This window comes from Alkalimarinus alittae (assembly GCF_026016465.1).
Lineage (GTDB): Bacteria > Pseudomonadota > Gammaproteobacteria > Pseudomonadales > Oleiphilaceae > Alkalimarinus > Alkalimarinus alittae.
In genome coordinates this window covers 159,445-173,542 of sequence record NZ_CP100390.1, presented here as the reverse complement: position 1 = coordinate 173,542, position 14,098 = coordinate 159,445, and the positions used below count along the sequence as shown (strand labels likewise).

Annotated in this window: 13 protein-coding genes; 11 read left to right on the top strand and 2 right to left on the bottom strand. The window is 44.9% G+C overall.

The window, feature by feature from the left end; all coding sequences use genetic code 11:
* Positions 1-63: 63 nt before the first annotated feature.
* The 10 genes from NKI27_RS00770 to NKI27_RS00725 all read left to right on the top strand — a co-directional run bounded on the left by NKI27_RS00770 (position 64) and on the right by NKI27_RS00725 (position 11,887).
* A complete protein-coding gene (locus tag NKI27_RS00770; protein WP_265047794.1) occupies positions 64-1,698 on the top strand; it encodes a right-handed parallel beta-helix repeat-containing protein in 1,635 nt (544 codons plus the stop codon).
* Positions 1,699-1,722: 24 nt separating this feature from the next.
* Complete coding sequence (locus NKI27_RS00765) at positions 1,723-3,135, top strand: MBOAT family O-acyltransferase (RefSeq protein WP_265047793.1); 1,413 nt, start codon at positions 1,723-1,725, stop codon at positions 3,133-3,135.
* A 17-nt stretch (positions 3,136-3,152) separates the two neighbouring features.
* Positions 3,153-4,298 (top strand): alginate O-acetyltransferase, encoded by a 1,146-nt coding sequence (locus tag NKI27_RS00760; protein ID WP_265047792.1) that lies wholly within the window; start codon positions 3,153-3,155, stop codon positions 4,296-4,298.
* Positions 4,298-4,981 (top strand): alginate O-acetyltransferase AlgF, encoded by a 684-nt coding sequence (locus NKI27_RS00755; protein ID WP_265047791.1) that lies wholly within the window; start codon positions 4,298-4,300, stop codon positions 4,979-4,981. Before NKI27_RS00760 ends, NKI27_RS00755 begins: the two co-directional genes overlap by 1 nt.
* Positions 4,982-4,996: 15 nt before the next feature.
* Complete coding sequence (locus NKI27_RS00750) at positions 4,997-6,403, top strand: alginate O-acetyltransferase (RefSeq protein ID WP_265047790.1); 1,407 nt, start codon at positions 4,997-4,999, stop codon at positions 6,401-6,403.
* A gap of 69 nt (positions 6,404-6,472) precedes the next feature.
* On the top strand, positions 6,473-7,627 hold the full coding sequence (locus NKI27_RS00745) for a mannuronate-specific alginate lyase (protein WP_265047789.1): 1,155 nt from the start codon (positions 6,473-6,475) through the stop codon (positions 7,625-7,627).
* A gap of 132 nt (positions 7,628-7,759) precedes the next feature.
* Positions 7,760-9,214 (top strand): mannose-1-phosphate guanylyltransferase/mannose-6-phosphate isomerase, encoded by a 1,455-nt coding sequence (locus tag NKI27_RS00740; RefSeq protein WP_265047788.1) that lies wholly within the window; start codon positions 7,760-7,762, stop codon positions 9,212-9,214.
* A 1-nt stretch (position 9,215) separates the two neighbouring features.
* On the top strand, positions 9,216-10,583 hold the full coding sequence (locus NKI27_RS00735; RefSeq protein ID WP_265047787.1) for a phosphohexomutase domain-containing protein: 1,368 nt from the start codon (positions 9,216-9,218) through the stop codon (positions 10,581-10,583).
* Positions 10,584-10,850: 267 nt separating this feature from the next.
* Complete coding sequence (locus NKI27_RS00730) at positions 10,851-11,324, top strand: DUF2947 domain-containing protein (RefSeq protein WP_406802720.1); 474 nt, start codon at positions 10,851-10,853, stop codon at positions 11,322-11,324.
* A 38-nt stretch (positions 11,325-11,362) separates the two neighbouring features.
* A complete protein-coding gene (locus NKI27_RS00725; protein WP_265047786.1) occupies positions 11,363-11,887 on the top strand; it encodes a hypothetical protein in 525 nt (174 codons plus the stop codon).
* Between the two features lie 12 nt (positions 11,888-11,899).
* On the opposite strand, the gene NKI27_RS00720 is transcribed toward NKI27_RS00725, so the two are convergent.
* On the bottom strand, positions 11,900-12,223 hold the full coding sequence (locus NKI27_RS00720; protein ID WP_265047785.1) for a hypothetical protein: 324 nt from the start codon (positions 12,221-12,223) through the stop codon (positions 11,900-11,902).
* 265 nt (positions 12,224-12,488) lie between these two features.
* Between NKI27_RS00720 and NKI27_RS00715 the strand changes: the two genes are divergently transcribed.
* A complete protein-coding gene (locus NKI27_RS00715; RefSeq protein ID WP_265047784.1) occupies positions 12,489-13,376 on the top strand; it encodes a DMT family transporter in 888 nt (295 codons plus the stop codon).
* Here NKI27_RS00715 and NKI27_RS00710 read toward each other — a convergent pair whose 3' ends face one another.
* On the bottom strand, positions 13,377-14,072 hold the full coding sequence (locus tag NKI27_RS00710; protein WP_265047783.1) for a trimeric intracellular cation channel family protein: 696 nt from the start codon (positions 14,070-14,072) through the stop codon (positions 13,377-13,379).
* Between the last annotated feature and the right edge of the window lie 26 nt (positions 14,073-14,098).

The window sequence follows — 14,098 nt, the reverse complement described above, 5'->3', positions numbered from 1 at the left end:
GTCGCCTATGAGGTGGCCCCCAATTGAGCATTCATGATGGCAAGGATTGAACGGAGATTACGGGTGGATAACCTAATAGATAATGCAGTAAAACAACGACGAAGCCCCCTTAAAAAGGGATACCCTTGGATAATGCTCATTCTTTTTTATCACGTATTAGGGTTTTCGTCTGCAGCGCATGCAGACGCCTTGGCATTGAGCAAACAACCAACGGCCACCCATGCCGTCAACGAAATACCCGTGTCCCAATTTCAATGGGACTCACCCAGTATTCCAGATAGTTCAGCCTATAACCTAGAGGCGATTAAGGCGAAAATACCCGCTAACAAAAAACCGGTGATAACCATTCAAAGATTAGTACGAAGCGGGCCACTTAAAGATTTTGTTCGGGGTAAGCGCTTACTCGAATGGGCAAAGCGACAATTGTCATCACCTAAAATTATAGAAGTTGAAAGTGGCTTAGCGACGCTTGAAGACATTGCTAACGCGGTAGATAGCCAGTATTTCGAAAAGCTTCCGAACGGAGCTTATATAGCGCGATTACCTATTTTAGTCGGTAATAACGCCACATTATTAATAGATGGAAGTGATTCGAATACCGATAGCCAGAACAGTGAATCTCAAAAGCCCCAAGTAACACTTTTACTGTCACAAGATCGAGGCGCTTTTTTAGTTAATGACGGCCTATTCTTCGCCATTAACAGCCGAATAGTCGGATGGAACGAGAAAAATAATACTAATGCTTACTATAAAGAAGACACGGAATTTCGACCCTTTTTTGTTTCATGGGGTGGCAGCGAAACCTACATCGCAGACTCAGCTATAGAAAGTTTTGGTTACTTCCAAAGTAAGTCTTACGGCATCACATTTACCCAATATAAAGAACACGACAACATGCACCGAGCGGCACCAAAAGGTTGGATCATCGACTCGGAGTTTTATGATACTTACTATGGGTTTTATTGCTATGAAGCAGAAGATGTCGCATTAGTCGGCAATACCTATCGAGACAATATTCTATACGGGATTGACCCTCACGACAGATCATCTCGATTATTGATTGCTAATAATCATGTATATGGCACCCGAGAAAAGCACGGCATCATCATCTCACGAGAGGTCAATGATAGCTGGATTGTTAACAACCGGACCCATGACAATCACCTGTCAGGTATCGTATTAGACAGAGACAGCCAGCGAAATGTTGTCGCTAACAACACCGTTTACAGCAATGGCGGCGACGGCATTACGCTTTATGAAAGCGACAATAACCATATTATCAACAACGTTATCGCCGACAATACCCGGCAAGGTATTCGTGTCAGAAACAGCAATAATACCCGCATTAGCCACAATGCCATTGTAAAAAGTGGTGGTTACGGAATTTTCGCTGAGGTACAAGATCTCTCAGCTACAGACAGGGATATGTCGATGGATGCCTACCAAACAGCAACCACTATCTGGGTCACTCAGGATAGTCTTTCTGAGAACCATAGTGGCCCTATTTTTATAGGGCCTAAGGTTATCGCTCGACTCTACAATCCCAGTTTTATCAGCAGTAGTGCATCTAAAAACCTGTCACTTAAAGGGACTCTCGCGGCTTACCAACACAAAATACTCGACATTATTTACCGCAAAAAATCTGCCGTCATTATTGAGCCCATTGAGTATCCACACGTCAATCATTCTGGCAGCTAACTATCACCTCAAGGAAGAATAGAGATGGTTTTTTCATCAAATGTATTTTTATTTTTGTTTTTACCGCTGTTTCTCGGGGTTTATTACTTAACCCCAGCAAGGGGTAAGAACTTAATAATACTATTAGGTAGCTATGCATTTTATGCGTGGTGGAGAGTTGATTTCTTACTGTTATTTGTCGCGGTGACACTCTGGAATTACCTGATCGGACTCATGATCTCAAAAACACTTGATACGCCATCAGCCAAGCGCTGGTTGACGCTCGGCGTTATCGGTAATCTCAGCACGCTAGGGTATTTCAAGTATGCCAACTTTGGTGTCGATAGCTTTAATGCCATATTTAGCAACCTAGGGTTCGAACCCTTTGTTCTTACTCAGGTTATTCTGCCAATCGGTATTTCTTTTTATACCTTTCAGGCTATTAGTTACATTATCGACGTCTATCGTAAAGATACGCCACCTACAAAGCATATTATCGACTTTGCGGCCTTTATAGCGCTATTTCCACAACTTATTGCGGGTCCTGTTTTGCGTTATAAAGATTTAGCCGATCAATTTATTGAACGTAAACACAGCATGGCCTTGTTTTCAGAAGGCGCGACCCGCTTTATGCAGGGGTTTATCAGTAAAGTCTTTATAGCTGATTCAATCGCACCTATTGTTGATGCCTGTTACTCAACGGCGAACCCAACGACAGCCGACGCATGGCTCGGGGCTTTAGCCTATACCTCTCAGTTATTTTTTGACTTTGCGGGTTACAGCGCCATGGCTATCGGCTTAGGGTTAATGATGGGGTTTCGGTTTATGGAGAACTTCAACCACCCTTATATTAGCCAAAGCATTACAGAGTTCTGGAGACGCTGGCACATCAGTTTGTCTTCTTGGTTAAGAGACTACCTCTACATTTCACTAGGCGGAAACCGCCACGGCACCTTCAAGACCTACCGTAACTTGTTTTTAACCATGTTTTTGGGTGGCCTTTGGCATGGAGCCAACTGGACATTCGCACTATGGGGCGCATGGCATGGCGTGATTCTCTCAATAGAACGTGCACTCGGCGTCACCGTCTCAAAACAGCATTTTAATATCTTCGCTTGGGGGCTCACTTTTTTACTGGTGGTCATTGGCTGGGTGATGTTCAGAGCCCCAGACGTTACCACCGCTATTTACTTTTATAAGGCTATGTTTAGCTTCACGTCACTCTCGTTAAGTGAGCCACTCATGGACGGCATCACTAAGCTACAGCTGTTTATATTGGTGCTGTCTTATCTCGTGGTATTTATTACTGGGTTTAAAGAACCCATTATGCGCTGGCTAGCCCAAGGCGGACAAACCATTTATAAAGCAAGCCAAATTGCGGTGATACCGTTATTCGCACTGAGCTTACTCAAACTGTCTGCCCAAAGCTTTTCACCCTTTTTGTATTTTCAGTTTTAGGCTCAAGGAGACGCATAATGAAAAAGATATCTTATAATTTCCCTGGTTTGGCCTTTGGCGCAAGTTTAATCTTGATCGGGGGGCTCTCTATTGGGGGTTATGCCAATTATACAATACAAGATAAAAGCTGGATTACCGGTGATCAAGCCGCCGCTTTTGAAGACCATTATGACGACCAACTCCCGATCAAAAACATCGGCGTTAATGTATGGGCCGCTATTGAGTATGCACTCTTTAACGAAGGCCGTAGCGGCGTTGAAATAGGCAAAGAGGGTTGGCTTTTCAGTTCGGAAGAATTTAAAGCCTATTCAGCAGACCAAAACCATACCGCTCAGAACCTCGACACGATCAAAGCTATTGCTACGCAGCTCAAGCAGCAAAATATACAGCTAGTCGTCGCGGTGGTACCTGCTAAAGCAAGTATCTATCCAGAATATTTAGGTGACCATCGGCCGAGTAACAGTGCTTCACAACGCTACCTTTCTTTCACGCAATGGCTTCAAGCCGAAGGCATTCATTGGACAGGCTTTAAAGAGCCCATGCTGCAAACCAAAGATGCGCAGCAAATGTATTTAAGAACCGATACCCACTGGACACCCGCCGGTGCAAAAATAGCCGCCACTCAACTAAAAGAGACGATCGCATCACTTGATGCAGAAATCCTGGGTGATAGTACTCAATTTTCAACCTCGGTATTAACAAGCCAACAGCACGAAGGGGATTTAATGAGCTTTATTCCCTTCCGAGATTACTTTAGCTGGATGGGACCGCAACCCGAAACGATTGAGCCACAAGTCACCCAAATTAACAGTGCTACAAGCCTAGACGATGCTGACGCACTATTGTTTGCTGATGAACCAAGCTTTGATATTACCTTAGTCGGCACGAGCTATAGCGCGAATAAGTTATGGAACTTCCCAGGGGCTCTCGAGCAACAGCTTGGCCAAGAAATTCTCAATTATGCAGAAGAAGGAAAAGGCCCCATTGAGCCGATGATAACGTATCTATCATCGGAGGACTTCGCCAACGCACCTCCTCGTATTTTAATTTGGGAATTTCCTGAACGTTTCTTGCCGATTAAATACAAAACTCATACCGAAATGGCATTAACCAAAGCCATCGACGACAAAAAACCAACCACAAACCAGGAGCCATCTGCATAATGAACAGATTGAGTCTTTACTTATCTCGCACAGGTCGCAACCACAAAGGTAGCACCACACGCTTTTTACTTTTGTCGCTCTCTACAATGGCTGCACTGCTACTTACAACGTTAAATGTTAATGCCGATGATGAAGCATTATATGGCCCCAAAGCGCCTCCAGGCTCTGCGTTTATTCGCATCTTTAATAGCAGCCAAGCCGCTATGCTCACAGCCAGTATTGGTTCTAAAACACTAACGGCAGAAGGCGTATATAGCGCTAGCGAGTATCAGTTTTTACCTGCTGGTGAATACACGCTCAACCTTAAACAATCACAGCAACCTTTAGTGTTAGAAGCAGGTCACTATTACACTGCGTACCTTAATAAATCAGGCGCAATTTCCACCATCGAAGGCCAAGCATTTAGCCAGAGAAAGAAAGCGCTTATCGCATTCTACAACCTGACAGATGCGCCTCTCACCCTTAAAACAGACAACGGTAAGGGTACCGTTATTAAAGGCGTTGACTCCAATAATAGCGGCTTTAGAGAAGTCAATGCGGTTAAAATTTCGCTAGCGGTCTTTAACGAGCAAAAGAAAATTGCTTCCGCCAGCCCTATAGCCCTTAAACGCGGTGAAATATTCAACTTATTTGCCATCAGTCAACCCAATGCGCATCCGTCATTAGTTTGGGTTCAAGAATAAACGAGAAGTATAACCATGAAAACAATGTCTATTTTTCGTCCTTCTGCTGTTAAAAAAGCACTGACGGTCTCGGCACTAATGGCTCTTTATGCGCCCTATTCAGCTGCGGAGCCTCATTATGCACTAGAAGCCTGTTGCTCCTTGTGCCCAGAGGTCAATGACCCTGCGTCATACAACACAGAGTTTCTGAAAGTCAGCCAGCATTTAGTGGCAGGGACTGATGGCTGGTTATATCGAACAAAACTGGACCTCGACGAAAGCTTTGAAATTAACCAACGCACCTTGAATGAAATGAATCGGTTTCGTGCTGCTTTGGCTGCGAAGGGGACTGAGCTAGTCATGGTATATCAACCCACTCGAGGCTTGATAAATCCAGACGGAGTAGTCGATGCTCAGTATGATTTTATCGCGGCATCAAACAGTTACAACCAAGCACTACAACAAATTAGAGACACGGGCATTATCGTACCTAACTTAGAAACACTGATTAATGATGGCAGCACACCAGATTTTTATTTTCGTAGAGATGCCCATTGGACACCCTATGGAGCAAAACTAACGGCTCAGTTGGTTGCTGATACCATCACAAAGCTTAGTGTTTACTCATCTATTACAGAAACGAAATATAAAAATAATCGAGTAGGCTTGCTAAACGTTAGCGGATCTCATCAAAAAGCGGCTTATCTAATCTGTGGCACGCAATTCCCAGAACAGTATGTAAATGAATTTGAAGCCTCTACCATTGAAGAAGGTGAATCAGACCTATTTAGCGATGCTAGTTTGCCCGAGATCGTTGCCGCTGGTACTAGTTTTACGAAAGCGCAAACCAATTATAATTTTGTGGGTTACCTAAAAGAATTTTTATCCAGAGACGTTTTGAATATAGGTCAAGCAGGAGGTGGCGTTATAGGCTCACTCTTACAGTACCTTCCAACCGAAGATTACCAAGAAGCCCCGCCTAAATTACTAATCTGGGAAGTGCCTTCATACACCTCGTTATCGAATAGTTTTAATTACCGTCAGCTCATCCCTTTAGTCGACAATGGATGCGCCGCAAAGCCCAAAGTATTATCTAGCACCATCAGCCTAAAAACAGGCAACAACGAAGTGCTATTTAATGGGGGAGGTCAGGTTAAGAACCTATTAAGCGGTGATTACTTATTAGATATTCAATTCAATAACCCCGACATAAAGCGCTTACAGGCAAAAGTCTGGTACCACAACAGTCGTAAAGAAAACATCACATTAAAGCACCGTGATCGAGTGAATAGTAATGGTCGTTTTGTATTCGAGTTACGTTCTGAAGATGAGTGGAAAGACTTTATTTTCACATCATTCGATATAAAGGTCGATGACAGTTACCCTCAGGATTTAAAAGTAACGGCTAGCTTGTGTCAGAGAAGCGATAGTGAGCTACGCTAATAAATGCTCAATAACGCATCCAAGCAATCACAAAAAAACCGTACTGCGACAACGTAAGGAGGAAACACCATGAAAACTAAACGTTTACTATGGATATCCACAGCAATGATGGCATTGACCTTAGGCAGCTATGCAGCTACGAAGCTAGATACCGATACAATGCTTAAAGCACCTAACGGCTACTATCTGCCTGTAACAGAGGGCAAAGGTAAAGACGAAAACAGTCGCTATACCTGCGAAATGCCGCCAACGCCTTACACCGGACCATTACAGTTTACGAGTAAATACGAAGGCAGTGATTCATCAAGAGATGAATTGAGCGCCGACGCCGAAAGCCGCTATCAAGAAGCCACATCTGACATTACTCACCTAGAAAAAAGCAGCGTTCAGTTGGCAGAAGACTACCTGCAAGGAAAACCCGGAATTGCCAGTCGTCACTGTCTAATTAGCTGGCTAGAAACTTGGGCCCAAGCAGGTGCACTTTTATCTGACGACCATAACCACACTGGCAAGTCCGTGCGTAAATGGGCGCTAGGCACGGTTGCGTCATCATACTTTCTAGTTAAAGCGCCTGAAAATGCGCCAGAAATTGAAGCTAAAAAACGCAAGACCATAGAAGATTGGCTCGCTCAAGTTGCTCAAAAAGTTGTTATTGACTGGAGTAACCGTCCAGAGAGCAAACGCAACAACCACGATTACTGGGCCGCTTGGTCTGTCATGATAACGAGTGTTGTACTTAACCGTCAGGACCTATTTGATTGGGCAAACAATGGGTTAAGTGAAGGCTTAGCGCAAGTAGATTCAGAAGGTTTTTTACCCAATGAGCTAAAAAGGAGCACTCGAGCATTAAGTTATCACAACTACGCTATTCAGCCTTTGGTTATGCTTTCTGCCTTTTCAGAAGCCAACCACAACGAACTCAAGACCTCTGAGCGTTTAGCGCTGATCAAGCTTGTGACCCTTACCGTTAAGAGCCTCGCTAACCCAGCACCTTTTGAACAAAAGACAGGGGAAGCACAAGTTACAGACGGCTTGCTAACAAGCTATGCACTCTCTTGGATGGAACCTTATGTGAAATACTTCCCCGAAAGTGAACTTTTTTCACCCTACTTTGAGGCCTTACGTCCAATGAAAACAACACGATTGGGTGGTAACTTAACTCGAATATTCAACACCAGCGTATCTGCATTAGCGGCACCTCCCGCATATACCGAAGTAAAGTAATTAAGCGTATTTATACCGTCATATCCAACGTCTATATTCTAATCGGCTACCCAATATAAATAGCCGATTAGAAATGCCCCGTCAGATATTTCGGCATTACCAGGAAATCAATTTAAAACAAGGAGCGTCATTATGATCCCAGTAATTCTTTCAGGCGGTAACGGCTCACGCCTATGGCCTATATCTCGTAAACAAAACCCTAAACAGTTTTTGCCATTAGTGGGACAACAGACATTATTTCAACAAACCATACAGCGTCTTTCTCTTGAAGAGGTCTCCGCACCGGTAGTGGTTTGCAACGACGCTCACCGCTTTCTTGTCGAAGAGCAACTCGAGGCCATAAACTGCGCACCTCATAGCATTCTATTAGAGCCTTTTGGTCGCAATACAGCACCAGCAGTGGCTCTCGCGGCATTTAGTATTCTTGAAAATGGTCAAGATGATGTCATGCTTGTACTACCCGCAGATCACGTTATCGAAAACATCGAGCCCTTTCATCACGCCCTTAAAATAGCGTCTGCAGCGGCTCAATCAGGTGAAATGGTACTGTTTGGGATCACCCCTGATAAACCTGAAACAGGGTTTGGCTATATTCAAACCACCCCCTCTGCCACAACCGAAAATGGCACTCTGCGTGTAGAAGCCTTTGTAGAAAAACCAAACGCAGAGAAGGCGCAAGCCTATTTAGCATCTGGTGACTACTTTTGGAATAGCGGTATGTTCATGTTCCAAGCCAGCTGTTATCTTGAAGAGCTAAAACAGCATGAGCCTTCGATCTATGAAAAGGTACTCTCTACTTTTCAACGTAGCCGTAAAGAAGACAAAGTACTGCACATAGACTCAGATATTTTTGCTCATTGCCCAGATGACTCAATCGATTACGCGGTAATGGAAAAAACCACCAAAGCCTGCGTCGTTCCGCTACAAGCAAACTGGAATGATGTGGGCTCTTGGTCTGCATTATGGGATGTGCACGCCAAAGATGAAAACGGTAATGTGGCAAAAGGCGATGTGTTACTTGAGCAAACGAGTAACTGCTATGTCCATGGTGAAGATCGCATGGTTGCACTGCTGGGTCTCGATAATGTCGTCGTGGTCGATACCAAAGATGCGTTGATGGTTGCGTCAAAAGATAAAGTACAAGATGTTAAAAAATTAGTGCAAGCTATCGAGAAAAAGCAGCGACCTGAAGCCAATGCTCACCGTGAGGTTTATCGCCCTTGGGGGTGTTATGACTCTGTCGATAATGGCAGTAGACACCAGGTTAAACGTATCACTGTAAAACCCGGTGCTCGTCTATCACTACAAAAGCACCACCACCGAGCAGAACACTGGATCGTTGTAAGCGGCACAGCAGAAGTTACTTGCGGTGAACGCACGTTTTTAATGTCTGAAAATCAATCGACGTATATTCCAATAGGCGAATTACACAGACTTGCCAACCCGGGTAAAATCCCATTGGAGATTATTGAAGTTCAATCAGGCAGTTATTTAGGCGAAGATGATATCGTTCGCTTTGAAGATATATATGGCCGTGTTGATTCCAACATTTCAGCGCCCACCAAAATTAATGTAGAAGAGGTATAGCATGGATTTAAGCTGCTTTAAGGCTTACGATATTCGCGGCAGAATTCCTGATCAGCTTAACCCTGATTTGGCTGAAAAAATAGGGTTTGCCTATGCGACTATTCTGGGCACAGAAAAAGTAGTTGTGGGGTATGATATTCGTGAATCTAGCCCAGAATTAGTTGAAGCCTTGTGCAAAGGGCTGCGTAGCGCGGGGGCAGATGTCTATAACATCGGGATGGGCGGTACTGAGCAAGTCTATTTTTCTACCTTTCATTACCAAATGGACGGCGGCATCATGGTGACGGCTAGCCATAACCCAAAGGACTATAACGGCCTAAAAATGGTGATGAAAGACTCTCGTCCCGTCAACGGTGATACCGGCCTCAATGCCATCAAAGAAATGATTGCCTCCGGCGGCTGTGACGCCATGCCTGAAATGTCGGGAGCAGAATACCGATTAGACGCTATGGATAGCTATATCCAGCACCTACTGGGTTATATCAACCTTAAAGACCTTAAGCCGTTAAAGATTGTCGTCAATGCAGGCAATGGCGGCGCTGGCATAGTGATTGACGAAATTGAGCGCCACCTACCCTTTGAGTTTATAAAAATTCACCACGATCCAGACGGCTCATTCCCTGCAGGAGTACCCAATCCGCTACTGGTTGAAAACAGAACATCGACTCAACAAGCAGTGATTGAACACGGCGCAGATTTTGGGATCGCTTGGGACGGTGATTTTGATCGTTGCTTCATGTTCGATGAAAACGGTGATTTTATTGAGGGTTATTACATTGTAGGCTTACTGGCTCAACAATTTTTAAGCCATCACCCTGGTGAGAAAATAATTCATGACCCACGGCTGACTTGGAACACCCAAGCGGTGGTAACAGAATTTGGTGGCACCCCGATAGAAAGCAAAACAGGCCACGCATTTATCAAGCAAGTGATGCGTGAAACCGATGCTATCTATGGCGGTGAAATGAGCGCGCATCATTACTTCCGCTCATTTGCCTACTGCGATAGTGGGATGATTCCGTGGCTATTGATTGCCGAATTACTTGGCAGAACCGACGCCGCTTTTTCATCGCTATTAAAAGAGCGCATGTCTGCATTCCCTGCCAGTGGTGAAATAAACCGAACGCTCACTCAGCCACAAAAAGTACTCGAAGGTATTGAGCAACAGTACACTGAACAAGCCGATGTCGTCTCTTTTATTGATGGTTTAAGCATGGAGTTCGCCGATTGGCGCTTTAACTTAAGGCTTTCTAATACCGAGCCTTTAGCGCGGCTAAATGTAGAGTCTCGGGGCAATCCGGCGTTAATGAAAACCCGGACAGATGAGCTACTAAGCGCTATTTCGGCGCTTGATAACTCAACTGATTAGAAAAACTCCCGCTAATTAGAGCCCATCCTGAGACACCGAAATTGCACCTTCTTGTCACCCCCGCATTGTCATCCCCGTGAAGGCGGGGATCCAGTGTACTCTGAATGGACTCTAACTAGATCAAAATTGAACCCTAGCTAATGCGGGGTAAATAGCTCGTTGTTAATACCTATCTTATTAATACCTATTCTTATTAATACCTGCTCCTGTTAAAATCTATCGCAAGTAACTATACAGCGCTCTATTTAACCACTATCAGGTATCTGGATGAACTACATCGACCTTTCTGAATATCGCAATGCTTGGGTTTTCCGTCACCAAGATATGCCTGTTAGCGCCGAAGATTTAGCCCAAATTAAGCCCTTGTCTGAGTCCAGTGCTTATCAGCTCTGGCGTCAGCGTATTAGTAAAGAGGCTGACCTCCCGACTGAGTGGGAGAGTGGTGACTGGGCTGCGAATGAAAACGCTTGGCAACACAAAGAGATTTGGCAAAAAGCTTGGGACTCCTCGTCTCCCGATTTACCTGAGCTGATAACAGAGCATATAGATTGGGCTGACAATGTCACCGTCTTTTTCTGTTACGAAAGTAGTAAAATTATTGAAACATCATGGGCGGTATTTAAACGGAACTGGAAAAACTTTCTGTTTTTTGATGATGGCCCGATATTAATCGCTCGGAAGAAAAAACAAGCCGTTCAGTTCTTCCAGAATGGCGCCTTCGCAGTTGGCGAGATGCCCTAAGCCAAATTTAGACAGACAATATTTATAAAAGGACAGTAATGAGTTTATTGCCACAAAGTATTTCAATCCGTTCAGTATTTGCCAGCCTGTTTTCTATTATTTTCTTTGGGCTGTCGTTGGTCATGGTGCTGTCTGTTTTCGCGATGATGGCAAAAGGCATTATGGAAGGCCAAGAACTGATGCAACTTTGCCTAAAAGCCATCAACACAGGCGTGATTTCATTAGCGGTATTTGAGCTTGCGATGGTTATTAATAAAGAATATGGCGGAGACAAAGAAGAGCATGATGTGGTAGTGATGCTAAGAAGAACGCTACCTCGTTTTATTGGCACCGTCTGTGTCGCTCTGGCACTAGAAGGTTTGATTATGGTGATCAAATACAGCCAGTTAGATTTGGCGGGCAACCTATATTACCCTGTTGCTATTATTTTTAGTGCTGCATTTTTATTGGCTGCATTGGGCGTATTCTTAAAGCTCTCGCCGGTTAGATCTAATATCGCGGTAAGCCAAGTTATCTCCCCAGGAGGCAACGCCACTCCACCGGTTACAGATGGCCCGTTATAACATTAACTAAACCTACTCTTCTACCCACTCCCAACGAAGTGGTTCACCAAAATCGTCATAGATCAGTTTCTTTTTAGGTGCTGATCGACGAACTGGCTTTTTAACCGGTTCTGGATGTTTGCGCGCTTCAATCGTTGCAACGACTTCATTAAGCAACGTTCGACCTTCTTTAGGCTCATCAAATACAATCGCATTGGATTTAATCGGGCCATTTTGATCAAACCGGCCGCTCACACCTCTCTCAACCTGCTCAAGATTTCCACCTTGGTCTAAGAAATCTTGCACCTGAGATTCGAGTTCATTTCTGATGTCTGCTTTAGTTGGCCGTTTATTCACGTATTTGCATCATTTAGTTGATTAAACATAAAATTAAGCGTTGTACTACTTGATACTAGAGTAACAGAATCTTGCAGTAAGAGCCCACGCGTTAAAGTCCCCATCTACGTTAACAAATGGAATATCCTTAACTCATACAGCTAATGTACCTTAAAAAAACCTAAAGCCAAAATTCGCTACGCATCCTCTTTATTTGTTATCCTCCAACAACCATACCAATAACGTATATCTACTTCACCAACACCTCCAAAGCCGAGCGATTCACTTGCCAGATCAACAACACTTAAAAGCAGACGTTCTCTTAATAATCGTGACCTTACTGGCTGCTGCTGGTTGGATATTTTCTAAAGAAACACTCCAAGGCATGCCGCCGATCCTTTTTATAGGGTCTCGTTTTTTAGTAGCGGGGATTGTATTAGGACTACTAGGCCTACCCGAATTCAAAAAATTATCCGCACAAGCACTAAAGCGTTCCCTAATGACGGGCGTTGTTTTTTCAATCGCTATGGTCTTCTGGGTTATGGGGCTATTTGAAGCTGAGCATGTAGGAGAAGGCGCATTTATTACCAGTATGGGCGTAGTACTGGTGCCGATTATGGCACGCTGGGTGTTTGGTGATTCACCGCCCAAAAGTACCTGGTTTTCGCTGCCAGTGGCCATTGCAGGGCTTGCGTTACTCTCACTCGATAACGGACTCCACTTAGATAGCGGCCAGTTATACTTTTTAGCGGCCGCTACGATATTTGCACTGCACTTTAACCTCAATACCCGCATGGTGGCTGAAGTACCAGTATTGGTGCTTACCTCGATACAACTGATGGTGGTAGGTATTGTAGCGCTCAGTGTTTCATCGAGTATAGAGGCATGGCCAGACCAGATATCTCTCAATATATGGGCGTGGTTTTTGGCCAGTGCCGTAATCGCCACTAGCCTTCGCTTTTATCTTCAAACATTTGCCCAAGGGCTCGCACCCGCTAGCCATGCAGCGGTGATTTTAACGCTCGAACCTATTTGGACAACGCTACTGGCAGGTTGGTGGTTTGGTGAAGTCATGAGTTTCATGCAATTGGTTGGCTGCGGGCTGATATTTTCGGCACTGCTGATCAACCGCTGGCAATGGGTTAGATTGGCGATAAAAGGGCTAAGGCCATAATTAAGTTTGATTGTCGTTTTTGGCTGATGCCGTTTTAGCGGCTCGTTTTTTTGTCGTATGAAACCACTCTCCGGGCTCCCCTAGCTCAATACCGTATATGATCGCCGAACCACGCAGAACCAGTGTCGTTACAAAGCCGCAGATCATTGCGGTAGGCGTGGTAAACGCTAGTGCCACGAGACTAACAAATATTCCCGCCCCCGCTAAGGCGGTTGATGCATAGAGCTCTCCGCGCAGCACAAACGGCTGCTGGTTACAGAGCACGTCGCGTATTACACCGCCGCCGGTCGCCGTCACGACACCCATCGCGATGGCAATTTGCCAACCAGCACCCGCTGATAACGTTGCCTGTGCGCCAGTCACCGAAAAAGCCGCTAGCCCTAATGCGTCAAACCATGTCATCGCCTTCCATCGAGCCGTTCGTCCCGGAATAAAGAAGTAGGTAAGCAACGAAACAAGCACCACAAAAAGCAGCAGATTAGGGTCAACGACCCAAGAGACAGGCTCATCAAGTAGCAGGGAACGCATCGTGCCACCGCCAATGGCAGTGACCGCCCCCAACACCACAAACCCCACAGGATCCATCTTATAGCGCCCTGCCGCCAGCGCGCCACTAATGGCAAATACCACTAAGCCGAAGGTGCTTGCGCTATCAATAAAAAGGGCAGCCCAGTTTTCTCCGGCAAAATTTATCATTAAGGGGTCTCAGGTTAGGAATATTA

Excerpts from the sequence above, each read along its gene's own strand:
- NKI27_RS00745 (WP_265047789.1), top strand. The coding sequence starts at position 6,473 with ATGAAAACTAAACGTTTACTATGGATATCCACAGCAATGATGGCATTG.
- NKI27_RS00725 (WP_265047786.1), top strand. The coding sequence starts at position 11,363 with ATGAGTTTATTGCCACAAAGTATTTCAATCCGTTCAGTATTTGCCAGC.
- NKI27_RS00755 (WP_265047791.1), top strand. The coding sequence starts at position 4,298 with ATGAACAGATTGAGTCTTTACTTATCTCGCACAGGTCGCAACCACAAA.
- NKI27_RS00740 (WP_265047788.1), top strand. The coding sequence starts at position 7,760 with ATGATCCCAGTAATTCTTTCAGGCGGTAACGGCTCACGCCTATGGCCT.
- NKI27_RS00760 (WP_265047792.1), top strand. The coding sequence starts at position 3,153 with ATGAAAAAGATATCTTATAATTTCCCTGGTTTGGCCTTTGGCGCAAGT.
- NKI27_RS00710 (WP_265047783.1), bottom strand. The coding sequence starts at position 14,072 with ATGATAAATTTTGCCGGAGAAAACTGGGCTGCCCTTTTTATTGATAGC.
- NKI27_RS00730 (WP_406802720.1), top strand. The coding sequence starts at position 10,851 with ATGAACTACATCGACCTTTCTGAATATCGCAATGCTTGGGTTTTCCGT.
- NKI27_RS00765 (WP_265047793.1), top strand. The coding sequence starts at position 1,723 with ATGGTTTTTTCATCAAATGTATTTTTATTTTTGTTTTTACCGCTGTTT.
- NKI27_RS00750 (WP_265047790.1), top strand. The coding sequence starts at position 4,997 with ATGAAAACAATGTCTATTTTTCGTCCTTCTGCTGTTAAAAAAGCACTG.
- NKI27_RS00735 (WP_265047787.1), top strand. The coding sequence starts at position 9,216 with ATGGATTTAAGCTGCTTTAAGGCTTACGATATTCGCGGCAGAATTCCT.